We start from the raw sequence: 26351 nt of genomic DNA, 5'->3' as shown, positions 1-26351 counted from the left end.
CCGGATTTGCGTTGCTGCTTGCTGCCTCATCGCGGGCAAGCCCGCTCCCACAAGATTCTGCGGCGTACACAAATCCCCTGTGGGAGCGGGCTTGCCCGCGATGAGGCCCTAAAAGCCAGCGAAGATCTTGAGCGGTACTTGCATCTTCTCCGACTCACCCGCATAAATCAGACATGAACCTGCCCATCCCCGCAGACAGCGCCCTGAACGGCTTTCACCCCGCCGTCAGCGCCTGGTTCAGCAATACCTTCCCGACGGTCACCGCCGCCCAGGCCCGGGCGTGGCCGATCATTCGCCAGCATCGCTCGACCCTGATCGCCGCGCCCACCGGCTCCGGCAAAACCCTCACTGCGTTTCTCGCCGTTATCGATGATCTGGTTCACCGTGGCCTGGAAAGCGAAAACGGGCTGCCCGACGAAACCCTCGTGGTCTACGTCTCGCCGCTCAAAGCCCTGTCCAACGACATTCAGATCAACCTGCAAAACCCGCTGACCGGGATCTCCGAGCAATTGCGGGTGATGGGCCTGCCCGAACTGCAGATCAATACCGCCGTGCGCACCGGTGACACCCCGCAAAAAGACCGCTTGGTGATGCGCAAAACCGCACCGCACATCCTGGTGACCACCCCCGAGTCCCTTTACGTGCTGCTCGGCTCCGATTCCGGCCGCAAAATGCTCGGCACCACGCGCACGGTGATCGTCGATGAAATCCACGCCATCGCCGCCAGCAAACGCGGCAGCCATTTGGCTCTGAGCCTCGAACGCTTGCAGGCCTTGTGTGCAGAACCGTTGATGCGCATCGGCCTGTCGGCCACGCAAAAACCCATCGAAGCGGTCTCGCGTTTTCTCGTTGGCCGTGATCGCGAATGCGAAATCATCGATATCGGCCATGCCCGTCCACGGGACCTGGGCATCGAAGTGCCGCCCGTGCCGCTGTCGGCGGTAATGGCCAATGATGTCTGGGAGTTGGTGTACGACCGCCTCGCCGCCCTGGCCCGCGAACACCGCACCACCCTGATTTTCGTCAACACCCGGCGCCTGGCCGAACGCCTGAGCCGACACTTGAGCGAACGCCTGGGCAAAGACGCCGTCGCCGCGCACCACGGCAGCCTGGCCAAGGAATTCCGCCTGGACGCCGAGCAACGGCTCAAGCGCGGCGACTTGCAAGTACTGATCGCCACGGCCTCGCTGGAGCTGGGGATCGACATTGGCGACGTCGACCTGGTGTGCCAGATCGCTTCGCCGCGCTCGATCGCCGGGTTTCTGCAACGGGTCGGCCGTTCCGGGCACCAGGTCGGAGGCACGCCCAAGGGCCGGTTGTTTGCCACCACCCGCGATGACTTGATCGAATGCGCCGCCCTGCTCGACTGCGTGCGCCGTGGCGAACTCGACACCTTGCAGATTCCCAAGGCGCCGCTGGATGTCCTGGCCCAGCAGATCATCGCCGAGGTCAGTTGCCAGGAATGGCAGGAGCAAGCGCTGCTGGAGATGTTCCGCAAGGCTTCGCCCTACGCCGAGCTCGACGAAAAACATTACCAGGCGCTGCTGCAGATGCTCGCCGAGGGCTACAACGGTCGCCAGGGTTTGCGCAGCGCTTATCTGCATCGCGATGCGTTGACCCGAACCCTGCGCGGTCGCCGGGGCGCCAAACTGACGGCCGTGACCAGCGGCGGAACCATTCCCGACAACGCCGATTACAGCGTGCTGCTCGAGCCCCAAGGCCTGAACATCGGAAGCGTCAACGAAGACTTTGCGGTGGAAAGCATCGCCGGGGATGTCTTCCAGCTGGGCAATACTTCGTACCGAATCCTGCGCGTCGAAACCGGCAAGGTCCGGGTCGAGGATGCTCAGGGCCAGCCGCCGACCATCCCGTTCTGGCTCGGTGAAGCGCCGGGGCGCAGCGCCGAATTGTCGTTTGCCGTGGCGCGCCTGCAAGCGCAACTCGATGAACTGCTTAGAGCCACGCAGGGCGATTTGCAACCGGCCATCGACTGGCTGACCGAGACCCTCGGCCTGAACCTCGCCAGCGCCGAACAACTGGTCGATTACCTGGCCCGTGCCCGCCTGACCCTGGGCGCACTGCCCTCGCAAGACACGCTGCTGATGGAGCGTTTTTTCGACGAGACCGGCGGCACGCAACTGATCATTCACACGCCGTTCGGCAGTCGCATCAACCGCGCCTGGGGCCTGGCCCTGCGCAAGCGTTTTTGCCGCACCTTCAATTTCGAACTGCAAGCCGCCGCCAGCGAAGACGCCATCGTGCTGTCGCTGTCCACCAGCCACAGCTTCGAACTCGATGATGTCTGGCGCTATCTGCACAGCAACACCGCCGAACACCTGCTGATTCAAGCGATACTCGATGCGCCGCTGTTCGGTGTGCGCTGGCGCTGGAACGCCGGCGTCGCGTTGGCATTGCCGCGCTATACCGGCGGGCGCAAAGTCGCGCCGCAGATCCAGCGCATGAAGAGTGAAGACCTGATCGCCAGCGTGTTCCCCGATCAGATTGCCTGTGTGGAAAACCTCGCCGGCGAACGTGAAATCCCCGAGCATCCACTGATCGAACAAACCCTCGACGATTGCCTGCACGAGGCCATGGACAGCGAAGGTTGGCTCGCATTGTTACGGCGCATGGAACGTGGCGAGGTGCGGCTGATCAGCCGCGATTTGCCGGCACCTTCACCACTGGCGGCAGAAATTCTCAGCGCCCGCCCCTACACCTTTCTCGACGATGCACCGCTGGAAGAACGCCGCACTCAAGCGGTGCTCAACCGACGCTGGACCGACCCGCAGTCCACTGACGACCTCGGTGCGCTGGATGGTGAAGCGATCCAGGCCGTGCGCGACGAAGCCTGGCCAACGCCCACCAGTGTCGATGAAATGCATGAAGCGTTGATGAGCCTGGCGTGCATCACCGAAGCCGAGGCGCAAGCCAATTCCCATTGGCTCGACTGGCTGAATGCACTTGCACACAGCGGGCGCGCCAGCCGTTTGCAGATCAATGCAGGGCAATCGCTGTGGCTGGCGCTGGAACGACTGACTTGCCTGCAAGCGATTTATCCACAGGCCGATTTGCTGCCACCGCTTGAGGCGTTGCCGGGGTTCGATGAAGCCTGGGAGCCGGATGAAGCGTTGCTGGAAGTGATCCGCGCACGGCTCAGCGCCTTTGGTCCATTGCTGCTCGAAGCGATTGCCGAACCGTTGGGACTGCTCACGGCGCAAGTCACCCAAGCGCTCGCGCATCTGGAGCGCGAAGGTTATGTATTGCGCGGCCAATTCACACCGGGAGCCTCTGGGGAAGAATGGTGCGAACGGCATCTGCTGGCGCGAATTCACCGCTACACGGTTAAGCGTCTGCGGCGGGAAATCGAGCCGGTGGCGCTGCAGGATTTCATGCGATTTCTGTTCGACTGGCAGCACCTGTCCGCCGCCACCCAAGGCCAGGGTAGCGCGGTGTTGCCCGCCATCGTCTCTCAGTTCGAAGGCTACCCCGCTGCCGCGTCCGCCTGGGACAGCGACATCCTGCCAACGCGGATCAAAGGCTATTCGGCGAGTTGGCTGGATGACCTGTGCCGCAGCGGCAAACTGGTCTGGACGCGCCTGACCGCGCGCAATAAGGCCGCCAGCACGGCCCTGCGCAGCACGCCGATTGTGTTGCTGCCGCGCAGCCAGGTCGGGCTCTGGAGCAGCCTGACCGAGCAGACGCCGATCAGCGAACTCTCGCCCAAGACGCAAAAAGTCCACGAGGCGCTGAGCCAACACGGCGCACTGTTTTTCGATGAGCTGATTCACGAGGCGCACCTGCTGCGCGCGGAGCTGGAAATTGCCTTGCAGGAATTGGTCGGCGCCGGGCTGGTGAATGCCGACAGCTTCGCCGGCCTGCGGGCGCTGATTACCCCGGCCAGTAAACGGCAGAATCGCAGCAGCCGGCGCGGGCGCGGTGCGTTTGTCGGGGGGATGGACGATGCCGGGCGCTGGGCCTTGTTGCGACGCGGGCCGACGGCGCCGGTTGTGGATAACAAACGCCCTGCGGCGACGCCGAACGACACGCTGGAACATATCGCCATGACCTTGCTGCGCCGCTACGGCGTGGTGTTCTGGCGCTTGCTGGAGCGTGAAGCGGACTGGCTGCCGAGCTGGCGGGAATTACTGCGCACGTTCCATCGGCTGGAAGCTCGCGGCGAGATTCGGGGTGGGCGATTCGTCAGTGGCTTGGCCGGTGAGCAGTTTGCGTTGCCAGAGGCAATTCCCCTGCTGCGTGAAGTGCGGCGGCGGCCGCAGGACGGGAGTTTGATCGCAGTGTGCGGGGTTGATCCGCTGAACCTTGCCGGAACCTTATTGCCCGGCGCCAAGGTGCCGGCGTTGGCGAGCAATCGGTTGGTGTATCGCGATGGCTTGCCGGCGGCTGCGGAGATTGCCGGCAAGCAAGTGTTCTGGCTGGAGCTGGATCAGCAATCGACTGCCGATCTGCACAACAAACTCACCCGGCATTGAGGTTGTCTGGACGGGCCTCATCGCGGGCAAGCCCGCTCCCACACGGGATCTGCGGCGCACACAAATCCAATGTGGGAGCGGGCTTGCCCGCGATGAGGCCGCAAGCAACAACGCAGAACTATTGGGTACGCGGCTGATCCGGCAACAACACCGGCGAATTCTCCGCAACAGGCCCACCCTCTTCTTCCATCACACGCTGTGGCATCAAAACCTGCTGTGGATAAGTCTGCGCGAAATGCACCCACGGGCTGTTATCCACAAGCTTTTTCAAACGCTGGTTGAACGCCCGGCTCACTGCATATTGCCCACCCGACACCGTGCGGAACTGCGCGGTCAGCACCACGCCGTTGAGGTCCATCTTGTCGACGCCGAAGACATCGAGCGGCCCTTGCAGGTTGTACTTGAGAAAGGCGTCATCACGGATCGAATCCCCCGCCTCGCGGATCAACTCGATGGCCTTGTCGACGTCAGTGTCATAGGTGAACTGTACCGAGAAAAACGCATACGCGAACTGACGCGATTGGTTGGTCACGGCCTTGATCTGCCCGAACGGCACCGAGTGCACAAAGCCCTTGCCGTCACGCAGGCGCAAGGTGCGAATGGTCAGGCCTTCAACCGTGCCGGCGTGGCCGGAGTCGAGCACGACCCAGTCGCCAATCGACAGGGTGTCTTCAATGATGATGAACAGCCCGGTGATCACGTCCTGCACCAATTGCTGCGAGCCGAAACCGATGGCCAGGCCAACGACCCCGGCACCAGCCAGCAGTGGCGCGACGTTGATCCCAAGGTTAGCCATGGTGGTGATCGCGCAGATCACCACCAGGATGATTTTGATCGCGTTGCGCAGCAGCGGCAGGATGGTTTTGACTCGCGTACTCGGTTGCGTCGTGCGTTTATTGACTGGCGGTTTCAGCGCTTCCTGAATCGCCGTGTCGAGTACCACCCACAGCAACCAGGTCACAAGAAAGATCAGACCCATGCTGCTCAATGAATCACTGATCGCTCGGCCCACCGAGTTTTGCTCGGCGAACTTGAACAGCGACACGCCCCAGATTCGCCCGAGGATTTCGATGAAGGCCACGGCCATGACGATCCGCAGCAACGCGTGCAGCAAACTGAGGAAGCGTTCCTTGTAAGCGCTGCTGTGCTGGATCGCTTCGACCTGACGCGACTTGAACATGTGCTGGAAAATCGTGCTGAGAAACACCGTGGCGATCAGCAGAATGGTAGTGAACAGTGCACAGCGCAGTGCCTTCTGATTGTCATCGCCAACGCCGATCAGGTTGATCGCCGAGACAATGACCATCAGCAGGATCGGCCAGTACCAGAGCCCGGAAAAGATCCGCAGGGACTCTTGCAGCGACGGCTGTTTAAGGCGTTGGGCCAGCGGCCGGTTACGGATCAGATGCGCCACCGGACGCCTTAGACGAATCACCAATAATCCGAAGATGATCGAGACGAAAAAACCGCTGAGCACGGCAGCGCTGCTGGTGATGTTGCCGCCCAGTTGGCGGGCGATTTGCGGGCTGGTCAACGCATCGCTGAGCGCCGCGAGGAAGCCGATCAGGAACAACGGTTTGGGGCAGAAATCGCGGATAATCCGCACCGCCGTGCGTTTGTGCCCGGTGTTGAACATGACGATCACGCACAGCAACACCGAGGTCGAAAAAATACCGCTGCTGGTGGCGTAGGCGAAACACAACGCCAGCGCACGGCCCACCGAGGCGGGCAGGAAATGACTGACGTAGAGGGTCAACGGCAGACAGATCACGGCCGGTAGCGTGTAAGGCATCACATAATTGAGCAGGTCCTGGCTGCGTTGGCGAGTACGCAACCAACGGCCCTGGTTCAACCGCTTGGCCAGGATCGCACCGAGCACGGTGAGCAAGGCAAAACTGCCGAGCCAGACCCCGGACAACATCATGAAGTCGCCGATCACGCTCCAGCCAGAACGGCTCGAGGGTCGATTGACCAGTTTGTCGACTTCGTCGGCGGCTCGGTCAGCCCGCAGGCGCCAGGCATCGACGAGGTTTTCGTTGAGATCGAGCTTTTCCTGGACATCGTCGATGCTGGAGCTGATGGCTCCGAGCAGGCCGCCTTGGACCAACGGCTCAGGCGTTGCCGGTTCCTCCGCCGCAGCGGTGGCGGGAACACCCGGCAGCGTCACGGCTTCCAGCTCGTTGCTGCCAAGGAACAGCAACGCCCCCAGTAGTATTGCGGTCTTGAACTTGAGCAAAACGGGGAGCTCCTTCGAAAGGGTCTGTAAGGAACTGATCGGGAAATGCCGGGCAAGTTCGGTTTTGCCCGCGAGATAACAGTCAGCATGCACCCCAGCCCGATCGTTCCCACGCTCCGCGTGGGAATGCAGCCAGGGACGCTCTGCGCCCCAAGAGCGGACGCAGAGCGTCCGGTGAGGCATTCCCACGCGGAGCGTGGGAACGATCATTGCCAGCGGGACGATCTTTGCGCACAAGGCAAATATCAAATGCCCGCCCCTGTATTTTTCCGCACAACCCAAACCCCGACACTGCGCTCCATCAATCAAACCCACCGGAGTTGCAGTCATGCCCATTGCCTTGCTCGCGCTGACCCTCAGCGCCTTCGCCATCGGGACGACCGAGTTCGTCATCGTTGGCCTGTTACCCACCATTGGCGCCGACCTCGGCGTCAGCCTGCCGTCCGCCGGCCTGCTGGTCAGCCTTTACGCCCTGGGCGTTGCCGTCGGCGCCCCGGTGCTGACCGCCCTCACCGGCAAAGTGCCGCGCAAATTGCTGCTGTTGTCGCTGATGGTGTTGTTCACCCTTGGTAACCTGCTGGCGTGGAAAGCGCCGAGCTATGAATCGTTGATCATTGCGCGGATCGTCACCGGCCTGGCCCATGGGGTGTTTTTCTCGATTGGCTCGACCATCGCCACCAGCCTGGTGCCGAAGGAAAAAGCCGCCAGCGCGATCGCCATCATGTTCACCGGCCTGACGGTGGCGCTGGTCACTGGCGTGCCGCTGGGGACCTTCATCGGACAGCATTTCGGCTGGCGTGAAACGTTCCTCGCCGTGTCCGCGCTGGGTGTGATCGCCTTTATCGGTAGCCTGCTCTATGTGCCGAAAAACATCGCCCACAGCAAACCCGCTTCGCTGTTGCAGCAATTGCAGGTGCTCAAGCAACCGCGCCTGCTGCTGGTGTACGCCATGACCGCAATCGGTTACGGCGGCTCCTTCATTGCCTTCACGTTCCTGGCGCCGATTCTTCAGGACATTTCCGGTTTCAGCGCCAGCACCGTCAGCCTGGTGTTACTGGTCTACGGCGTTTCGGTGGCGGTGGGCAATATCTGGGGCGGCAAACTGGCGGACAAACGCGGTCCGATCAGCGCACTGAAAATCATCTTCGCCTTGCTGGCGGCTGTGTTGTTCGTGCTGACCTTTACCGCTGGCAATCCCTGGCTGGCGCTGGCCACGGTGCTGGTCTGGGGCGCAGTCGCGTTCGGTAACGTGCCGGGGCTGCAAGTGTATGTGGTGCGCCAGGCCGAGCATCACACCCCGCACGCGGTCGACGTGGCTTCGGGGCTGAACATCGCGGCCTTCAACCTCGGCATTGCCGGTGGCGCGTGGGGCGGTGGTCTGATCGTGGCTCACATGGGCCTGATTCACACGGCGTGGATTGGTGGCCTTGTGGTGTTGGTGGCGCTGGCGCTGACGGCCTGGAGTGGTCGCCTGGATCGTCTCGGTCCGGTGTACGCCGAGCCGGTTGAAGGCTCAACCCGCGTTGTCGCCGGCCACTAAACCCTTGTGGGAGCGGGCTTGCCCGCGAATACGGTCTATCAGCCGACATCAAGGCTGAATGACACACCGCTTTCGCGGGCAAGCCCGCTCCCACAGTTGATTGTGGTGTTCGGCAAAGCACAAGCCATCCGTAAACCCGTCGAAACTTTCTCGACTTCCCCGAAGTCATCAAAAGACAGAGGGGCAGGCCAAAGACCATTAGACGGAGGCGACATGGCGGCGATTCATATCGGTATTTCAGGCTGGCGCTACACACCTTGGCGAGGAGGTTTCTACCCAAAGGGACTGACCCAGAAGCGTGAATTGCAATTTGCGTCACGGGCGGTCAACAGCATTGAAATCAATGGATCGTTTTACGCCCTGCAACGGCCAGAACGTTATACCCAGTGGTACGCCGAAACCCCGGCCGACTTCGTCTTCAGCGTCAAAGCCCCACGCTTCATCACCCACATCAAACGTCTGCGCGACATTCATAAGCCGCTGGCGAATTTCTTTGCTTCCGGGATCCTGGAGCTAAAAGAAAAACTCGGCCCGATCCTTTGGCAGTTTCCGCCCAATTTCAAATTCGACGAAGACCTGTTCGAAAGCTTCCTCAAGCAATTGCCTCAGGACACGCAACAGGCTGCCGCCCTCGCCCGCCAGCACGATTCGCACCTGCACGGTCACGCCAGCATCAAGGCTTACAAGAAAAAGCCGTTGCGCCACGCCGTTGAAATCAGGAACGAGACCTTTGTCGATCCGGCGTTCGTGCGCCTGCTCAAGCGCTACAACGTTGCCTTGGTCATCGCCGACACCGCCGGTAAATGGCCGTACCGCGAAGACCTCACCAGTGATTTCGTTTACCTGCGCCTGCACGGGGCCGAGGAGCTCTACGCTAGTGGCTACACCCCTGAGGCGCTTGAGCGCTGGGGTGAGCGGATCGATGCCTGGAACCACGGTCAGCAACCGGCGGATCCGCAGCTGATCGCGCCCAAGCAAAAACCCAAGGCGCGCAAGTCCCGGGAAGTGTTCTGCTATTTCGACAACGACATCAAAGTCCGCGCGCCCTTCGATGCGCGGCGCTTGCTCAAGCATTTCCACCTCGACGAAGGCCTCGCCACCGCCCCCGGCGAACCAGTTGCCGAAGGAGTGTTGCCATGAACATTTCCGAGCAGCTGGGCCACGCCGATGATCAACCGGAAATCCTCACCGCCGTGCACCGATTCACCGTGCTGACGGTCAATACGCACAAGGGCTTCACTGCACTCAACCGGCGTTTCATCCTGCCCGAATTGCGCGAAGCGGTGCGCAGCGTCTCAGCCGATGTGGTGTTTTTGCAGGAAGTGCATGGCACCCACGAGCATCATCCGCAGCGCTACAGCAACTGGCCGACAAAGCCGCAGTACGAATTCCTCGCCGACACGTTGTGGCCGCAGTTTGCCTATGGCCGCAACGCGGTCTACCCGGAGGGCGATCACGGGAATGCGCTGCTGTCGAAATTCCAGATCGTGCGTCACGACAACCTCGACGTGTCCATCAGCGGCCATGAAAACCGTGGTCTCCTGCATTGCGTATTGCGCCTGCCCGGCGACGGGCCTGAGGTGCATGCGATTTGCGTCCACCTGGGACTGCGCGAAGCCCACCGAACGGCGCAACTCAAATTGCTGGAGCAACGCCTGGAAGAGCTTCCGGCCGACGCGCCGGTGGTGGTTGCCGGTGACTTCAACGATTGGCGCCAGCGTGCCGATGCGCTGCTCAAGCCCTGTGGGCTGCGAGAGGTTTTCGCCGAGCACCACGGTAAACCGGCGCGCAGTTTTCCGGCGCGGCTACCAACGTTACGTCTGGACCGCATCTATGTGCGCAACCTCAAGGCCAGCCGCCCGCAAGTCCTGACAGCGCGCCCCTGGTCACACCTTTCCGACCACGCACCGCTATCGGTGGAGATCGAATTATGAGCAGCGCGCCAATAGAGCCAGCCACCGTTGAACACTTACCCACCACGCCTGCGGTACGTGAACCCGGCGTGGTGGACGTTGAATACGGCTGGCAGGGCAACAACCTGGTGCAACTGCTGGAGAACGGCGAAGCGTATTTCCCTCGGGTATTCGAGGCCATGCGCCAGGCCAAGAGCGAAATCCTCCTGGAAACCTTCATTGTGTTCGAGGACAAGGTTGGCAAAGAGCTGCAGGAGGTGTTGATCGACGCAGCACAGCGCGGGGTTCGGGTCACTGCCAGTCTCGACGGCTTCGGCTCTGGCGAGTTGAGCACCGAGTACCTGGCGGCGTTGAGCCAGGCCGGTGTGCACCTGCAAATATTCGACCCGGCGCCCAAACGCCTGGGCATTCGCACCAACTGGTTCCGCCGCCTGCACCGCAAGATTGTGGTGGTGGACGGCACGATTGCGTTCATCGGCGGGATCAACTTTTCCGCCGACCACCTGGCCGACTTCGGCCCCGAGGCCAAGCAGGATTACTCCGTTGAAGTGCAAGGCCCGGCGGTGACCGATATTCATCATTTCGCCCTGCTGCAGAGTGGCCGCCCGGGGCGCGCCAAATACTGGTGGCAGCGGCGCAGGCAACGACGCTCGGAACTGGCGTTCAGCGAGCACGACGGCCAGGTCAGGCTGGTGTTCCGCGACAATGGTGACCATCGAACCGACATCGAAGAGGTTTATCGCCTGGCGTTGCGCAGCGCCCAGCGCCGCGTGGTGATCGCCAATGCCTACTTCTTTCCGGGTTTTCGCCTGCTGCGCGAGATCCGCAACGCCGCGCGCCGTGGTGTTGATGTGCGGCTGATCCTGCAAGGCCAGCCGGACTTGTTGGTGGCCAAAATAGCGGCGCGCATGACCTACGACTATCTGCTCAAGTCCGGCGTGCAGATTCATGAATATTGCGAGCGACCACTGCACGGCAAGGTCGCGCTGGTCGACGAAGACTGGAGCACGGTCGGTTCCAGTAACCTCGACCCGTTGAGTCTGTCGATGAACCTTGAGGCAAATGTGCTCATTCGCGATCGCGCCTTCAACCGCGAACTGTTCGAACGCCTCGATATCCTGAGCAACAACCATTGCAAAGCCATGTCACCGGACAAGGCACCGCGTGGACGGGTCTGGCACATGACAGTCGGCTTCCTGGTGTTTCACTTTTTGCGCCACTTCCCCGCATGGGCCGGTTGGCTGCCAGCGCATAAGCCGCGATTGAAGCGGTTTACCCATTCAGGGAGCGACCACCATGAGCCGCGCTGAAGCCTCCTCGACCGGCCACGCCACCGCGCCAGCGACATCGCGTTTGAGCCGCTGGAAAAAACCGCTGACCATGCTGTTTTTCCTGGCGCTGATTGTGCTGTTCACGATGCTTGCCCAGCGCATCGAATGGAACGAAGTGTTCGATACCCTGGCCGATTTCAAGGTGCGAACACTGATCATCGCTTCCGGCCTGACGCTGGTGAGTTTTCTGGTCTACGCCTGCTTCGACCTGATCGGCCGCACCTACATCCGCCAGGACCTGACCTGGAAGCAGATCCTGCCGGTGGGCATCATCAGCTACGCCTTCAACCTCAACCTGAGCGCGTGGGTCGGCGGCATTGCCATGCGTTATCGGCTGTATTCGCGGCTCGGCGTGAGCAAAGGCAACATCGCGAAAATCCTCGGATTGAGCCTGGCGACGAACTGGTTCGGCTACATGGTGATTGCCGGCGCGGTGTTCAGCAGCGGGCTGGTCCGGATGCCTCCTGGCTGGAAGCTGAGCAGCGACGCGTTGCAGGGTGTGGGCGTGTTGTTGCTGCTGGTGAGCGCGGGGTATCTGGCGGCGTGCCGGTTTTCCAAGCGTCGGGAATGGGCGATACGCGGGGTGGAAATCAATCTGCCGTCGCTGCGCATGGCAATGCTGCAACTGGCCCTTGGGGCACTGAACTGGTCGTTGATGGCAGCGGTAATTTTTACGCTGCTGCCGAGCAAGCTCGACTATCCGTTAGTCCTGGGGGTGTTGTTGATCAGCGCGATTGCCGGGGTGATCACGCACATTCCTGCCGGGCTCGGGGTCCTGGAGGCGGTGTTTGTGGCGTTGCTGCAACATGAGGCTTCGCGCGGGAGTCTGGTGGCGGGATTGCTGGCGTATCGGGCGATTTACTTTATTTTGCCGCTGCTGATTACGTTGGTGATGTACCTGGTTGTGGAGGCCAAGGCGAAGTCGTTGCGGATCTCGAAAAAGCCAAAGTGACAGGGTGTTTGTGAGGGCGCCATCGCGGGCAAGCCCGCTCCTACAATTGATCGCATTCTCCAGAAGCACTCGGTCGAGTGTGGGAGCGGGCTTGCCCGCGATGGCGTCTCATCAACTCTGCAAATCTCAGCTGGATTGAATGATGCTCAACCGCTCACCCACCACCATCTCGGTAATCCAGTCCACCAGGATCGAGGTGTACGCCTGCTGCGACACCGGCTCGGTCAAGGCATGATCCGCGCCATCGATGATCCGGTGGGTCAGCGAATGCGTCTGCTGACATGCGGCGCGGTAGCTCATGATGGTTGCGTGAGGCACATAGTCGTCCGTCTCTGATTCGACCAGCAGCACATCCCCGGTGAATTGCGAGCAGGCGTGCAGCGCGCGGTTGCTGTCGGCGCGCACCAGCGTGTTGCGGTAATCGCGCAAGTCAGCCTTGTCCAGATCACGTTTGGGCGTGTGCCAGTGATCGTCGCGATACAGCGCAGGCACCCGCAGCGCCAGCCAGCGCACCGGTCGCAACGAGGTCAGGATCGAAGCCAGGTAACCGCCATAACTGGTGCCGACCACCGCGATGGCGGACGTGTCGAGCGCCGGATGGGCGAGCAAGCGATCGTACGCCGCCAGCAGGTCTCGCAGGTTGTCTTCACGCGTCACCCGGGACAGCGCAATGCCGGTGCCGCCCGTGTGACCGCGCAGGTCGAACGTCAGGCATACGCAACCCAGACCGGCGATGCCTTTGGCTCGCTCCAGGTCCCGCTCCTGACTGCCGCCCCAGCCGTGGACGAACAACACGCCGGGGACTTTCGATTTGGGGCTCAGAAAAGTCCCGATCATCTGTTCATCGTCGATGTCGATCTGAATGGTTTCACTTCTAGCCGTCATAGGATTTGACCGTTACGTACTTGAGGAGAAAGTCAGTGTTTTCCGCAGGGCCGCGGTACACCTCGATGGCGTCCGCCGGCAGCGGTTGATCGATGTAGGTTTCCACCGAAGAGACGTGGATCGCACGCATCCCCGGGTCGTTGATGAAGCTCTGCAGCGCGGCCACTTCGGCGCTGCTGGCGCCGCCCATGCGCCAGGATTGTTCCAGCACGCCGCTGCGTTGTTTGCCGGCATTGTCCTGGCCTTGGGCAATGTCGTAATTGCGCCGCGAGGCAAAGAAACCGGGATAGGCTTCGTTCGCGGCGCGGTCAAACACTTGGGCCTGCCGGATTGCCAGTCGCACATCGTCTGGTAGAGGCAACGCCAGCAGATCGTCGTAATCGCCTTGCACCACCAGCAGGTTGGAACCTCCATAAACCTGCTCGCCTTGACCATCTTCGGTCAAGTATTGATCACCGCAGTAAGTCAGCACCTTATCGGCGATAAAACTCTGGCCGACGCTGTGGGTGATCACGTTGTCGAGGTCCTGCTCAAGCACCACGCCCTGGCTGAACAGCTCTGCGGCATCGGAACGAGCGAGCACGGCATCGAACTGGTCGAGGCTTTTGATTACTTCCTGTCCACGTCCGGCGCAGGCATGAACCGGTTTGATGCGTATGGGACCGCTGTAGAGCAAATGCTCCGCCGCCGGGCGTGCGTCATCGAGGGCAAATACGCTCAGGCCATCGAGCACCACACTGCGCACGCGCTCGCAAAACAGCGATGACCAGCCTTGCGGGGCATGGGCATTCTTGTTGAGCAGGCCGTGGCTGATGGCTTTGGTGCAGATGAAGTCATGGTCGACATACCCGCCCCACAAATCCTCCGGCCCCATGACGCCCAATTGCCGGGCGGCAGCGGCGCCCACCAGCGTCTGGGTTGGCAACAGGTAAAGGTCCCGGCCTTTATGACGTTCGGGATCGTAGCTGCCGTCGTACTTGAGCCCCAGGATTTGCGCCAGCCAACGGGCCAGCGCGCGATTGGTCTCGACTTCATGCCGGGGCGCTTCGGGACGGACCGAATGGGCGACCACCAGTTTTTTGCGGTTTGTTGGGGCCATGCATCCCCCTTCAACTGCGTTTGATGAATGTAGGTTAAGGGGTGCAGAGATCAGGCCAAGGTGGGCCAGATGGAAACGACCTTGAAATCAGTCAGTTGCGAGAAAGGTAATGGCACGACGCCTGCCTGATTCTGCACGACACCGATGGGAGACTCCGGCATTTTGCACGATCAAGGCATTGCGCAGAGCCCTGTGGGAGTGTGGCGCCTACCGAGTTGCGGCAGCGGGCGTAACCCCGAACCGCGCCCGATAATCACTCGGCGCCAGCCCGGTAATTTTCTTGAAGGTGGCGCGAAACGCACTCGGGTCCTGATACCCCACCGTCCAGGCAATGTGATCGATGGTGCCGTTGGTGAACTCAAGCATCTCCCGCGCCTTGCCCACCCGCAGGTGCTGGCAGTATTCGGTGGGTTTGAGCCCGGTCGCCGAACGGAAACGCCGGAGGAAAGTGCGCTCCTCCAGCCCCGCCCGCTCCGCCATCGCTGTCAACGAAACATCGGTGGCCCCGGTGCTTTGCAGCCAATGCTGAACCTTCAGAATTGAGGCATCGCCATGGCTCAGGATCGGTGAAAAATTGCTGCCGCATTCACTGGCGCTGTCGCTGTGTTCCACCACCAGAAAACGCGCGGTGCCGGTGGCGATACTCGGGCCGAGCAGGCGGTCAACCAGACGCAGACCCAACTCGGACCAGGCCATCAGCCCGGCGGTAGTAATCAGGTCGCCGTCGTCGACGATGGGTGTGTCGGCCTTGAGCTTGATCGCCGGGTAACGTTCGGCGAAAGACTTGGCCGAAGTCCAATGAGTGGTCGCACTGCGGCCATCGAGCAGGCCACTTTCGGCCAACAGGATCGAGCCGACGCACACGCCACCCAAGGTTGCCCCGCCAGCATGTTGCTGACGAATCCACTGGATCAGCGCCTGCGATGCCAGGCCTTTGGAAAATCCGCCAATCGACGGCGGAATCAGCACCGCCACCAAGGCGTTGTCGGGCCCCGGATGGCTGTCGTAAATCCGCTCGGGTGGCTGATCACCTTCGACCTGCCAATGGCTGACCCGCAGCAGCGGCAACTGCGCCGTCTGATGCTCGGCGGCAATCCGGTTCGCCACCCCGAACAAATCTGTCAGCCCATGCACCGCCGCCATCTGCGCACCGGGGTACATCAACACGCCCAGTTCGACGATTGCCCTTTGTGCATCCATTGTCAGTTTTACCCCTTCTATTGTCGGTGCGGCCAATCCCAGGACGACCTGCCAGGCCCAATACTCCATTCCACACCAACATACACGCCGAGGAAACAGTCATGGCCAAGCAAGCACTCATCCTAGTCGATATCCAAAACGACTACTTCCCCCAAGGCAAGTGGCCGCTGGTCGGTGCCGACGCCGCCGCGGACAACGCCGTCCGGTTGCTCAACGCCTTTCGCGAAGCCGGCGATTCGGTGGTGTACATCCGCCACGAGTTCACCTCCAGCGAGGCGCCATTTTTTACCCCGGGCTCCGAAGGCGCGAAGCTGCATCCCAAGATTCTCAACCGCGCCGATGAGCCGGTGGTGCTCAAGCACTTCGTCAACTCGTTCCGCGAAACCGAGCTTAAATCGATCCTCGACGAACAAGGCATCAAGGAATTGGTGATCGTTGGCAGCATGAGCCACATGTGCGTCGACGGCATTACCCGCGCCGCTGCCGATTTCGGCTACACCGTCACCGTGATCCATGACGCCTGTGCCTCGCGTGACCTGGAATTCAACGGCATCACCGTGCCTGCCGCCCAGGTTCACGCCGCCTTCATGTCTTCTCTGGGCTTCGCCTACGCCAGCGTGATCTCCACCGACGAATTCCTGGCAGCCAACCACTAACGCCTCAACTGATTGATCGAATTCCAAAAAGGGCCTGCCGCGCTTATGTGCCGCGGGTCTTTTATTTGCCCGGAAAAAAGTGAGACAAAAAATCTCACGCGTGAGCTATTGAGAGCTGCAGAAATTGCCTGTAGTGTTTCTCACGCGTGAGATTTTCACAACGGAGTTACCAGTATGAAAAGTCGCTCTCCATCAGGTCCGCCTGCCGAGCCTGTAACCGATTCAGCGAGCCAGAAGGGAGAGCGCTCGAAACCGTCCGCGAAAAAACCATCGAGCTTCTATATGAAGCAGATGCGCGCGGGCCTGGCTGGTGCCGGTTATGTGAAACACGAGACTTGGGTGCTTCCCGAAAACCGAAGCCTGCTCAAGCAGATGGAGAAACAGCTACGCCAACCGATTCTGGCTGGCTCATTCATGTCGGAGAATTACATGAGCGCAGGTACTAACTGGAACATCGATCGTCTGTTCAGCGCCCTTCAGGCACTGGACGAAGTGGTTTCTAACGACATCACGCTTTCTCTGGTTCAAGGCTCCGAGTCCAGCATCAAGCTGGAAATGAACGATTTCGGTGGCCTGCCGATTTACATCGCGGTGGTGGGCGAGCAGATCATCGTCGACACCGTTCTGGTAGACGTCGAGTCGATCAAGGATGTGCCGGCTTTCAACGATGCCGTACTGCGCAGTCGCGAACTGTTCCCGCTGTCCTCGATCGGTATCGAGTCGATGCCGAACGGCCAGATCGTCTACAACATGTTCGGCGCGCTGAGCTCCGATTCCAGCCTGACCAACGTCGTGACCGAGGTCAAAACCCTGGTCGACAATGTGCAACGCGCCAGCGAAGCCTTTGAACGTTTCTTCCATTAATTTTTCAGGAATAGGGATTATCCAATGACTCAGTCCATCTGGAGCAAATTGTTCACCGCGCTGCGCGGCGGTGCCAATGAAGTCGGCGAATCGATCGTCGACCAACAGGCCCTGCGTATCCTCGACCAGGAAATTCGTGATGCTGACAGCGCCCTGGCCAACGCCAAACGTGAGCTGGTCACCATCATGGCCAAGCACAAACTGTCGGCTGATCGCGTGAGCGAATACAACGCCAAGATCAAGGACCTGGAATCCAAGGCGCTGGCCGCCATCCAGGCCAACCGTGAAGACCTGGCGATGGAAGTGGCTGAAGCCATTTCGACTCTGACCAACGAACTGGATGTCGAGCAAAAGCAGGCCACCGAGTTCGGTGGTTACGCGGACAACATGCGCAAAGACATCACCAAGGCCGAAAACCGCATCAAGAGCCTGCGCCAGCAAGTGGACATGGCCAAGGCACGTGAAAGCGTGCAAAAGGCCCAGGTCAGCGCGTCCATCGCCAGTGGCGGCGCTAACGGCAAGCTGGAAACCGCCGTCGGTACACTGAACCGCCTGCAAGCCAAGCAGCAGCAACGTGCCGCTGAACTGCAAGCTCAGGACGAACTGGCGGATGCGTCGACCGGTACTGACCTGGAGCGCAAACTGCGCGAAGCCGGCATCACACCGGATTCGGGCAGCGCCAATGCGATCCTGGAACGCCTGAAGCAGAAGTCGGCCAAGTAACTTTGCCGGACGCATAACCTGTGGGAGCGAGCACGCTCGCTCCCACACTGGATTGCGTTCCAAATTCTGTTGAGTCGAGGTCAAGGATGGATGCCCTGAAGGGTTTCAAGACAATCGCCGGCGTGGCGATTTTCATGGTCGCGCTGCAGGTGCTCAACGCCATCACTGGCTACAGCCTTTTGTCATTTGGCTTGGTCCCGAGAACGCTCTTCGGGCTGCCCGGCATCCTCACCTCGCCTTTTCTCCACGCCTCATTTGCGCACCTGAGCGCCAACCTGATTCCTTTTTTGATTCTGGGCACGCTGGTCATTATCGAAGGGTTCAATCGGTTTCTGGCGGTCAGCGCCATCATCATTGTGCTGGGCGGTTCGCTGGTCTGGCTGTTCGGTTTCAAAGGCGTGCACATCGGCGCCAGTGGCTGGGTGTTCGGGCTGTGGGCGTACATTCTGGCCCGTGCCTGGTTCCAGAGAAGCTGGGGCAACCTGGTGACGGCCAGCGTCGTGGCGCTGCTCTATGGTGGTTTGATTTTTGGCTTCCTGCCTCGCCAGGGTGTTTCCTTTGAAGGTCACCTCTTTGGTGCATTCGCCGGATTTATCGCTGCCAAGGTACTTTTCTCTGCGCCGCGCAGCAGGTTTAATGCCGCCCGTTAACGCTATCAGGCTTTCAGACGCCGAGGCGATAACGTCGCCAGGAATCAGTACCCACGGAGTCAGGGACAAAATGTCGATTTTTCTTTTATTTCGCCTGTACACCTCGTCCCTCTTCCACCGATTTGGCTGGGCAGGCCTGGTGCGAACCCCGTCAGACGATCTGACTCCGGCCACCGCGCTGGCGGTCAATCAATTGAGCCCGGTCGGGCACATCGTCGCCCAGTTCAATGACAGTGAAATCGCCTCGCTCGCCAGCGCGACACGCGTTGAGGGCGGCGAGCTGTTCTACTTCGCCTCCACTCGCCTCAAGGAAATCTCCAATGGGATGGTTTAAACAATTGATGGGGCTTGAGGCCCCGAACGCGAATACCGATTCGAAATGGACGGCCAGCGAAACCGCGTCACCCGCCACCGGTCCGTTGGGACTGGCCTTGGGCAAGGGCGTGATGTTCGACACCTCCCTGAGATTGTTGCTCGACGGCAACACCACGGTGACCATCCCGGGTTCCCAGCAGATCTGGAGCAACGGCACCATTGACCTCGGGCAGTCGACCTGGCTGTCGCGCTATTACATGAACGACGAAGACTACTGGCTGCAGGTACACACCACCGGCGACATCGCCGGGCAGGTCGAGTCGGTGATCCTGTTCAATTACCTCAGTTACATCACCATCAGCAGTGAAGCGGAACTGCGTCGGTTGGCCGGCCCGCAAAGCCTGATCGGACTGCCGACCTACACCCACAACGGCGTGGAATACGCCCGCGAATGGGGCACCGAGAATGGCCAGACAGAACTGGTGGCACTGAGCGAACAACTGAAAAACCCGGACGAGTCCTACAGCATCGAGCACCGTTCGATGCTGTACGCCCGCGAAACCGGCCTTACCGATCGCCGGGAATTCCTGCTGTTTTCCGTTGAAGAAGACGCTGAAGGCACCATCAGCTTGAGCACGTCCTTGGGCATCTCGCTGTACACAACCGACCTGAACACGTTCTAAAAAGGAAGAAGTCCATGCTAGAAGCGCTCTCCATCTCCCTGAACAAAGCCGCCGTGTTCGGGTTTGTTTCCTACCTGCTCGGCGCCGCCGTGTTGTTCGCCCTGTTCCAGTTCATCTACACCCGCATCACTCCGCACAAGGAATTCGAGCTGATCCGTTCGGGCAACGTGGCCGCCGCTATCGCCTTGGGCGGTGCAATCGTCGGCTTCGCCATTCCGGCCAGCAACGTGATTGCCTACTCGATCAGCATTCTGGACTTCGTTGTCTGGGCGGTAATTGCAGCCCTCGTTCAATTGCTGGCATTTCTGGTGACCAGCCTGGTGCTCAAAGGCACCTCTGAACGTATCAGGAAAGGTGAAATCGCGGCCGGTATCTACGTCGCAGCAGTGGCCATCAGCGTCGGCATGCTCAACGCCGCCTGCATGACCCCTACCCAGAACTGATTGCGCAACGGAGATCCCGATGAAACGAAGCAAGTACGTTCAGCTCTCGCTGGCCGCATCGGTCGCTATGGCGATATCCGGTTGCGGGCCGACGGAAAAAACCTACGCGGTGCAGAAGAAGTACAACTTCCAGTCCGTGCAGCAATGCGCCGATGAAAAATTGCCGGTGGATGTCTGCTCTGACGCCTACATGACCGCCATGGCCGAGCATCGCCGTATTGCGCCGGTGTACGACAACCAGGCCGATTGTGATGCCGACTTTGTTGCTGACTGGTGCCAGCAGGATTCCGCCGGCAAGTTCATCCCCAAGCTGGGCGGTTTCGAACTGACCGCCGACGGCCAGGTCACGCAATCCCAGGTCGACGCCGCCAAGGCTCAATTACCCGCCTCGGAATCAGCGAACACTGGCGGCTCCGGTTTCTCCACCAGCAGCCTGCTGACCGGCCTGCTGATCGGCAACATGCTGAGCAGCAACCGCAACAGCTACTACTCCGAGCCGGTGTACCGTTATCGCGATGATCGCGGTAATTACGGCTCCTCAACGCTCAACCAGCGGATTTCCAAAGGCTCGACGTTTACCAAGTCCAATCAGGCCAGGTACGGCAGCAGCAACTACGCCGACTCAGTCCGCTCTTCCACCAGCAAGCCGGTTTCCGTTGCCTCGTCCACCTCACGTGGCGGCTTTGGCAGCAAGGCCAGCGCACGCAGCGGCTGGGGCGGCGGCGGTTCAAGCAGTTAAGGAAACCGGACCATGAAGAAAATCCTCTGCGCAGAGCGTCATGACTGGAAACAGACGGCCGAAAGCCTCGGCTTTCTGTTCCACACCATCGACGGCGAACCCTACTGGGACGAGAGCGCGTATTACCAATTCACGCTCAAGCAGATCGAGAACGATCTCGAAGACCCGACCACCGAAATCCACGAGATGTGCATGGACCTGGTGGCCCGTGTGGTGCAGAACGAGCAATTGCTTGAGCGCCTGAGCATTCCCGCGCAGTACTTCGACCTGATCCGCACCTCATGGCTCGAAGGCCACCCGCATCTGTACGGGCGCATGGATTTTTCCTACAACGGCAACGGCCCCGCGAAGTTGCTGGAACTCAACTACGACACGCCGACCAGCCTGTATGAGGCCGCGGCGTTTCAATGGGGCTGGCTGGAGCAATGCATCGAGCGCGGTTTGCTGCCCAAGCATGCCGACCAGTTCAACAGCATCGACACCAAACTGCATCAGGCTTTCGCCCAACTGCAGCTCAAACAGCCTTTCTATTTCGCCTCGATGAAAGACTCGGTCGAAGACAAAGGCACCACCGATTACTTGCGCCTGATCGCGGAAAAGGTGGGCATCGAATCACGCCACATCGACATCGAAGACATCGGCCTGACCAGTGACGGTCGTTTCGTCGATCTCGAAGATCGCTGGATCCCGCATCTGTTCAAGCTGCATGCCTGGGAATTCATCTTCCACGAGCCCTTCGGCTCAGCCATCGCCCAGAGCGATACACAGTTTTTCGAGCCGGCCTGGAAATCCATCATCTCCAACAAAGGCATCCTGCCGTTGCTGTGGGAGTTCAACAAAGGTCACCCGAACCTGCTGGCGGCACACCTGGATACCGAGCCGAACAAAGCGGTGCCCAAGGGCTGGGTGCGCAAGCCGTTCTTCTCCCGGGAAGGCGCCAACATCGAACTGCAAACCGCCGAAGGTCTGATCGTAAAAGAGGACGGCCCCTACACCGACGCGCCGTTTATCCTTCAGGAGTTTGCTCCGCTGCCGCAGTTCGGTGACAGCTTCACGTTGATCGGTTCCTGGGTGATAGGGGATCAGGCGGCCGGCATCGGCGTGCGCGAGGACAACAGTTTGATTACCAAGGATTCAAGCCGGTTCTTGCCGCATCTGATACTCGACTGATCCATCCTGCGCCCATAAAAAAGACCGGGAACGGACAGATAGTCAGACGCCCACAAGACTTATGGCTGAAATGCCGGATAATGGCGGCCATTCGTTTAGCCGTTATTCTGGTAATCCCCCATGGAAATCAAGGTCAACTTTCTCGACAACCTTCGACTTGAAGCCAAGTTCGACGACTTCACGGTGGTGGCCGACCAACCTATCCGCTACAAGGGCGATGGCTCGGCACCGGGCCCGTTCGACTACTTCCTGGCCTCGTCAGCGTTGTGCGCGGCGTATTTTGTGAAGTTGTATTGCAGCACGCGCAATATCCCCACGGACAACATCCGCCTGTCGCAGAACAATATTGTTGACCCGGAAAACCGCTACAACCAGATTTTCAAGATCCAGGTCGAGTTGCCGGCGGATATCTCCGACAAGGACCGCCAGGGCATCCTGCGTTCCATCGACCGTTGCACCGTGAAAAAAGTGGTGCAGGCCGGGCCGGAGTTTGTGATCGAAGAAGTGGAAAACCTCGACGCCGATGCCCAGGCGTTGCTGATGCCTGCTTCCAATTCGACTTCCGAGGCGGGCACTTACATTGCCGGCAAGGATCTGCCGCTGGAGCAAACCATCGCCAACATGTCGGCCATTCTGGCGGACCTGGGCATGAAGATCGAAATCGCTTCGTGGCGCAATATCGTGCCCAACGTGTGGTCGCTGCATATCCGCGATGCGCACTCGCCGATGTGCTTTACCAACGGCAAGGGTGCGACCAAGGAAGGCGCGTTGGCGTCGGCGTTGGGCGAGTTTATCGAGCGACTCAACTGCAACTTCTTCTACAACGACCAGTTCTGGGGCGAGGACATCGCCAATGCAGCGTTTGTGCACTACCCGGACGAACGCTGGTTCAAGCCTGGCCGTAAAGACGCACTGCCGACCGAAATCCTCGACGAGTACTGCCTGAAGATTTACAACCGTGACGGCGAGCTGCGTGGCTCGCATCTGATCGATACCAACTCGGGTAATGAAGAGCGCGGCATCTGCTCGCAGCCCTTCGTGCGTCAGTCGGACGGCGAAGTGGTGTATTTCCCGTCCAACCTGATTGAAAACCTTTTCCTGAGCAACGGCATGAGTGCCGGCAATACGCTGGCAGAAGCCCAGGTGCAGTGCCTGTCGGAAATCTTCGAGCGCGCGGTCAAACGCGAAATCATCGAAGGTGAGTTCGCCCTGCCGGATGTGCCGGCCAGCGTGCTGGCGAAGTACCCGGGGATACTGGCCGGTATTCAGGCTCTGGAAGAGCAAGGGTTCCCGGTGTTGGTGAAGGATGCGTCCCTGGGGGGTGAATTCCCGGTGATGTGCGTCACGTTGATGAACCCGCGTACAGGCGGTGTGTTCGCCTCATTCGGCGCGCACCCGAGCCTGGAAGTGGCATTGGAACGCAGCCTGACCGAGCTGCTTCAGGGTCGCAGTTTCGAAGGCCTCAACGACTTGCCGCAGCCGACGTTCGAAGGTCATGCGGTGACCGAGCCGAATAACTTTGTCGAGCACTTCATCGACTCCAGCGGCGTGGTGTCGTGGCGCTTCTTCAGCTCCAAGTCGGATTACGAATTCGTGGAGTGGGATTTCTCCGGCCAGGGTGAAAACTCGAATGCCGAGGAAGCCTCGACCTTGTTCGGCATTCTCAAAGGCATGGGCAAAGAAGTGTACATGGCCGTCTACGAGCATATCGGCGCGACGGCGTGCCGAATCCTGGTGCCGGACTATTCGGAAATCTATCCCGCAGACGATCTGATCTGGGATAACACCAACAAAGCGCTTTTCTTCCGCGCCGACATCCTGAACCTGCATCGCCTGGACGAAGACGAGCTGCAAGCACTGGTTGAGCGTCTGGTGGAAAGTGAGCTGGACGACTACACCGACATCACCTCTTTGATCGGCATCGAATTTGACGACAATACAGCGTGGGGTCAGTTGACGATCCTGGAGTTGAAGCTGCTGATCTATCTCGCCCTGCAGCAATATGAAGAAGCGAAAGAAGCGGTAGAACAGTTCCTGCAGTACAACGACAACACCGTTGAACGCGGCTTGTTCTATCAAGCGGTCAACGTGGTGCTGGAGATGAAGCTGGACGAGGACCTGGAGCTGGAAGACTACGAAGCCAACTTCCGCCGGATGTTTGGCAACGAGCGGATGGATGCAGCGATCGGATCGGTAGATGGCACCGTGCGGTTCCATGGCTTGATGCCGACCAGCATGAAACTGGAGGGGCTCGACAGGCACTTGCGTCTGATCGAGAGCTACAAAAAACTGCACACCGCGCGGACCAACGTGACGACGTTATCCCGTTAATAGCGCCCACAAAAAAAGCGAAGCCAGATGGCTTCGCTTTTTTTTACTAACTGGATCGCTGCTATTTAGAACGGAATATCGTCATCAAAGCTGTCGAAATCCGGAGCCGGTTGCGGCGCTGCCTGCTGTGGAGGCGGAGCCTGACGCGACTGTTGTGGTGCCGACTGCTGCGGACGCGGAGCTTGCTGGCGTGGGGCTGGAGCGGACTGCTGGTAGTTATTGCCCCCGCCTTGTTGGTCGCCCTGCTGTGGACGGCCGCCCAGCAGCTGCATGGTGCCTTGCATGTCGACCACGATTTCAGTGGTGTAACGCTTGATACCGTCTTTTTCCCACTCGCGGGTCTGCAATTTGCCTTCGATGTAAACCTGCGAACCTTTACGCAGGTATTCGCCGGCGATCTCAGCCACTTTGCCGAACATCGACACACGGTGCCATTCGGTCTTCTCGACCTTCTGACCGGTTTGCTTGTCGGTCCACTGTTCGCTCGTCGCCAGACTCAGGTTGGTCACGGCGTTACCGTTAGGCAAGTAGCGAACTTCGGGATCCTGGCCGCAAGTGCCGACCAATATGACTTTGTTAACCCCACGGGCCATAACGTTCTCCTAGGCTACGCACGCTGCCTCGGCCGGGTTGTTCACCAGGCGCTCAAGGGTCGTGCGATCCAATAGTTCTGTGTCCAATTTGATGTAAATCGCCGCTTCATCAGCAACGATCACCGCATCTGTTACCCCTACGACGGCCTTCAGGCGCTCAACCAGACCCGCTTCGCGGATCGCCTCGGGCGACAACCGCAAGCGCAGGCTCGTGACATAAGGTGGTTCGCGCATGGTAACAGCAAAGGCCAGCCAGAGGGCAGCCAGGCCGGCGCATCCAAGGAATACAACCGACAGACCGCCATGCTGGAACAACCAGCCGCCGAGGATCCCGCCCAACGCCGAACCGAGGAACTGACTGGTGGAATAAACCCCCATCGCCGTGCCTTTGCCGCCTGCTGGTGAAACCTTGCTGATCAGCGATGGCAACGAAGCTTCCAGCAAATTGAACGCGGTGAAGAACACCACCGTACCAATCACCAGAGCTCGCAGGCTGTCGCCGAACTGCCAGAAGAATAGCTCAGTGAGCATCAGCGTCAGCACCGCGCCCAACAAAACTCGTTTCATTTTGCGTTTCTTTTCGCCGTAGATGATGAACGGAATCATGGCGAAGAAGGAGATCAGCAGCGCAGTGAGGTAGACCCACCAGTGCTGTTCTTTAGGTAGCCCGGCTTTTTCGACCAGCGCCAGAGGCAGTGCAACGAAGCTCGACATCAACATCGCGTGCAACACAAAAATACCCAGGTCCAGGCGCAACAGGTCCGGATGCTTGAGCGTCGGTATCAGCGCCTGACGCGCGACGCCGGACTCGCGGTGCTGCAACGGCCCGGTGGAACGCGGCACCATGAACATCACGATCACGATGCCGAACAGGGCCATGCCGCCCGTGGCAAGGAACAAGCCGGACAGGCCGAACGCACGGGTCAGCAATGGTCCTACAACCATGGCGACAGCAAACGACAGACCAATCGTCATGCCGATCATGGCCATGGCTTTGGTCCGATGCTGTTCCCGGGTCAGGTCTGACAGCAGCGCCATCACAGCGGCAGAAATTGCCCCGGCACCTTGCAGGACTCGTCCGGCGATCACGCCCCAGATCGAATCGGCATTGGCCGCCAGCACGCTGCCCAAGGCAAATACGATCAAGCCCAGGTAAATCACTGGACGTCGCCCGATGCGATCGGAAATGAAGCCGAAAGGAATCTGGAAAATCGCCTGAGTCAGGCCGTAAGCGCCAATCGCCAGCCCGATGAGGGCCGGGGTCGCGCCTGCCAGATCCATCCCATAGGTCGCCAGTACCGGCAACACCATGAACATGCCAAGCATACGGAAGGCGAACACCAGGGCCAGACCGCTTGCTGCGCGGGTCTCACTGCCACTCATGCGTTCGCTGTGGGGATCGTGCATGGAAAAACCTCATGTGAACCGGCGGCGATTCTACCAGTCCCATCGATTGACAGGGTATATCGCGACGCTTTGACGCGCTCCGCTGACAGACTCTTCATGTAAGACATCAATCCGCTCGTTTGATAGTGTGC

Annotated in this window: 21 protein-coding genes and 1 pseudogene; 16 read left to right on the top strand and 6 right to left on the bottom strand. The window is 60.0% G+C overall.

Going from position 1 to position 26351, the window contains the following annotated elements; genetic code table 11:
* The first annotated feature begins 173 nt into the window (after window positions 1-173).
* Window positions 174-4490, top strand: coding sequence for a DEAD/DEAH box helicase (locus BLQ41_RS08265; protein WP_090179301.1), 4317 nt, complete (start codon window positions 174-176; stop codon window positions 4488-4490).
* Window positions 4491-4608: 118 nt separating this feature from the next.
* Here the strand turns inward: BLQ41_RS08265 and BLQ41_RS08260 are convergent, their stop codons facing one another.
* Window positions 4609-6726, bottom strand: a complete 2118-nt coding sequence (locus tag BLQ41_RS08260) for a mechanosensitive ion channel family protein (protein WP_090179298.1) — start codon at window positions 6724-6726, stop codon at window positions 4609-4611.
* 328 nt (window positions 6727-7054) lie between these two features.
* Here BLQ41_RS08260 and BLQ41_RS08250 point away from each other — a divergent pair, with 328 nt between their 5' ends.
* From BLQ41_RS08250 to BLQ41_RS08230, 5 genes are all read left to right on the top strand, one after another.
* Window positions 7055-8266 carry an MFS transporter gene (locus BLQ41_RS08250; protein ID WP_090179291.1) on the top strand — a complete coding sequence of 404 codons (1212 nt, stop codon included), beginning with the start codon at window positions 7055-7057 and terminating at the stop codon, window positions 8264-8266.
* Window positions 8267-8479: 213 nt separating this feature from the next.
* On the top strand, window positions 8480-9406 hold the full coding sequence (locus tag BLQ41_RS08245; RefSeq protein WP_090179288.1) for a DUF72 domain-containing protein: 927 nt from the start codon (window positions 8480-8482) through the stop codon (window positions 9404-9406).
* Window positions 9403-10200, top strand: coding sequence for an endonuclease/exonuclease/phosphatase family protein (locus BLQ41_RS08240; RefSeq protein WP_090179284.1), 798 nt, complete (start codon window positions 9403-9405; stop codon window positions 10198-10200). The genes BLQ41_RS08245 and BLQ41_RS08240 overlap by 4 nt, the downstream gene beginning before the upstream one ends.
* Complete coding sequence (clsB, locus tag BLQ41_RS08235) at window positions 10197-11489, top strand: cardiolipin synthase ClsB (RefSeq protein WP_090179280.1); 1293 nt, start codon at window positions 10197-10199, stop codon at window positions 11487-11489. The genes BLQ41_RS08240 and clsB overlap by 4 nt, the downstream gene beginning before the upstream one ends.
* Window positions 11476-12462, top strand: a complete 987-nt coding sequence (locus BLQ41_RS08230) for a lysylphosphatidylglycerol synthase domain-containing protein (RefSeq protein ID WP_090179276.1) — start codon at window positions 11476-11478, stop codon at window positions 12460-12462. Before clsB ends, BLQ41_RS08230 begins: the two co-directional genes overlap by 14 nt.
* Window positions 12463-12588: 126 nt before the next feature.
* Here the strand turns inward: BLQ41_RS08230 and BLQ41_RS08225 are convergent, their stop codons facing one another.
* The 3 genes from BLQ41_RS08225 to BLQ41_RS08215 form a co-directional block, all read right to left on the bottom strand.
* Window positions 12589-13347, bottom strand: coding sequence for an alpha/beta hydrolase family protein (locus tag BLQ41_RS08225; protein WP_090179272.1), 759 nt, complete (start codon window positions 13345-13347; stop codon window positions 12589-12591).
* Window positions 13337-14446 (bottom strand): DUF3182 family protein, encoded by a 1110-nt coding sequence (locus BLQ41_RS08220; RefSeq protein WP_090179269.1) that lies wholly within the window; start codon window positions 14444-14446, stop codon window positions 13337-13339. Before BLQ41_RS08220 ends, BLQ41_RS08225 begins: the two co-directional genes overlap by 11 nt.
* Window positions 14447-14653: 207 nt before the next feature.
* The gene (locus BLQ41_RS08215) at window positions 14654-15646 is read right to left on the bottom strand and encodes a GlxA family transcriptional regulator (protein WP_090179266.1); all 993 of its coding nucleotides are present in this window, start codon (window positions 15644-15646) and stop codon (window positions 14654-14656) included.
* Window positions 15647-15747: 101 nt separating this feature from the next.
* Between BLQ41_RS08215 and BLQ41_RS08210 the strand changes: the two genes are divergently transcribed.
* The 10 genes and pseudogenes from BLQ41_RS08210 (at window position 15748) to BLQ41_RS08165 (ending at window position 24220) form a co-directional block, all read left to right on the top strand.
* On the top strand, window positions 15748-16302 hold the full coding sequence (locus tag BLQ41_RS08210; RefSeq protein ID WP_090179262.1) for a cysteine hydrolase family protein: 555 nt from the start codon (window positions 15748-15750) through the stop codon (window positions 16300-16302).
* A gap of 174 nt (window positions 16303-16476) precedes the next feature.
* Window positions 16477-17166 (top strand): YjfI family protein, encoded by a 690-nt coding sequence (locus BLQ41_RS08205; RefSeq protein ID WP_090179257.1) that lies wholly within the window; start codon window positions 16477-16479, stop codon window positions 17164-17166.
* 24 nt (window positions 17167-17190) lie between these two features.
* The gene (locus BLQ41_RS08200) at window positions 17191-17889 is read left to right on the top strand and encodes a PspA/IM30 family protein (protein WP_090179253.1); all 699 of its coding nucleotides are present in this window, start codon (window positions 17191-17193) and stop codon (window positions 17887-17889) included.
* An 86-nt stretch (window positions 17890-17975) separates the two neighbouring features.
* Entirely contained in the window at window positions 17976-18539 is a 564-nt protein-coding gene (locus BLQ41_RS08195) for a rhomboid family intramembrane serine protease (RefSeq protein ID WP_090179250.1), read from the top strand.
* A gap of 94 nt (window positions 18540-18633) precedes the next feature.
* Window positions 18634-18873: pseudogene (locus BLQ41_RS08190) on the top strand (hypothetical protein); the annotation flags it as partial.
* Entirely contained in the window at window positions 18860-19537 is a 678-nt protein-coding gene (locus tag BLQ41_RS08185; RefSeq protein ID WP_090179247.1) for a DUF2491 family protein, read from the top strand. The pseudogene BLQ41_RS08190 and the gene BLQ41_RS08185, both read left to right, overlap by 14 nt.
* Before the next feature lie 14 nt (window positions 19538-19551).
* On the top strand, window positions 19552-19980 hold the full coding sequence (locus tag BLQ41_RS08180; protein WP_090179243.1) for a DUF350 domain-containing protein: 429 nt from the start codon (window positions 19552-19554) through the stop codon (window positions 19978-19980).
* Between the two features lie 19 nt (window positions 19981-19999).
* Window positions 20000-20719, top strand: coding sequence for a DUF1190 domain-containing protein (locus BLQ41_RS08175; RefSeq protein WP_090179240.1), 720 nt, complete (start codon window positions 20000-20002; stop codon window positions 20717-20719).
* Between the two features lie 12 nt (window positions 20720-20731).
* Entirely contained in the window at window positions 20732-21889 is a 1158-nt protein-coding gene (locus tag BLQ41_RS08170) for a glutathionylspermidine synthase family protein (protein WP_090179237.1), read from the top strand.
* Between the two features lie 120 nt (window positions 21890-22009).
* Complete coding sequence (locus BLQ41_RS08165) at window positions 22010-24220, top strand: OsmC domain/YcaO domain-containing protein (protein WP_090179235.1); 2211 nt, start codon at window positions 22010-22012, stop codon at window positions 24218-24220.
* Between the two features lie 65 nt (window positions 24221-24285).
* On the opposite strand, the gene BLQ41_RS08160 is transcribed toward BLQ41_RS08165, so the two are convergent.
* Together BLQ41_RS08160 and BLQ41_RS08155 are read right to left on the bottom strand one after the other, a co-directional pair.
* Window positions 24286-24813, bottom strand: a complete 528-nt coding sequence (locus tag BLQ41_RS08160) for a single-stranded DNA-binding protein (protein WP_010467282.1) — start codon at window positions 24811-24813, stop codon at window positions 24286-24288.
* 9 nt (window positions 24814-24822) lie between these two features.
* Window positions 24823-26220, bottom strand: coding sequence for an MFS transporter (locus BLQ41_RS08155; RefSeq protein WP_090179231.1), 1398 nt, complete (start codon window positions 26218-26220; stop codon window positions 24823-24825).
* Window positions 26221-26351 lie beyond the last annotated feature (131 nt).

It is taken from the genome of Pseudomonas arsenicoxydans, assembly GCF_900103875.1.
GTDB lineage: Bacteria > Pseudomonadota > Gammaproteobacteria > Pseudomonadales > Pseudomonadaceae > Aquipseudomonas > Aquipseudomonas arsenicoxydans.
This window is presented reverse-complemented; position numbering and strand designations above follow the sequence as displayed.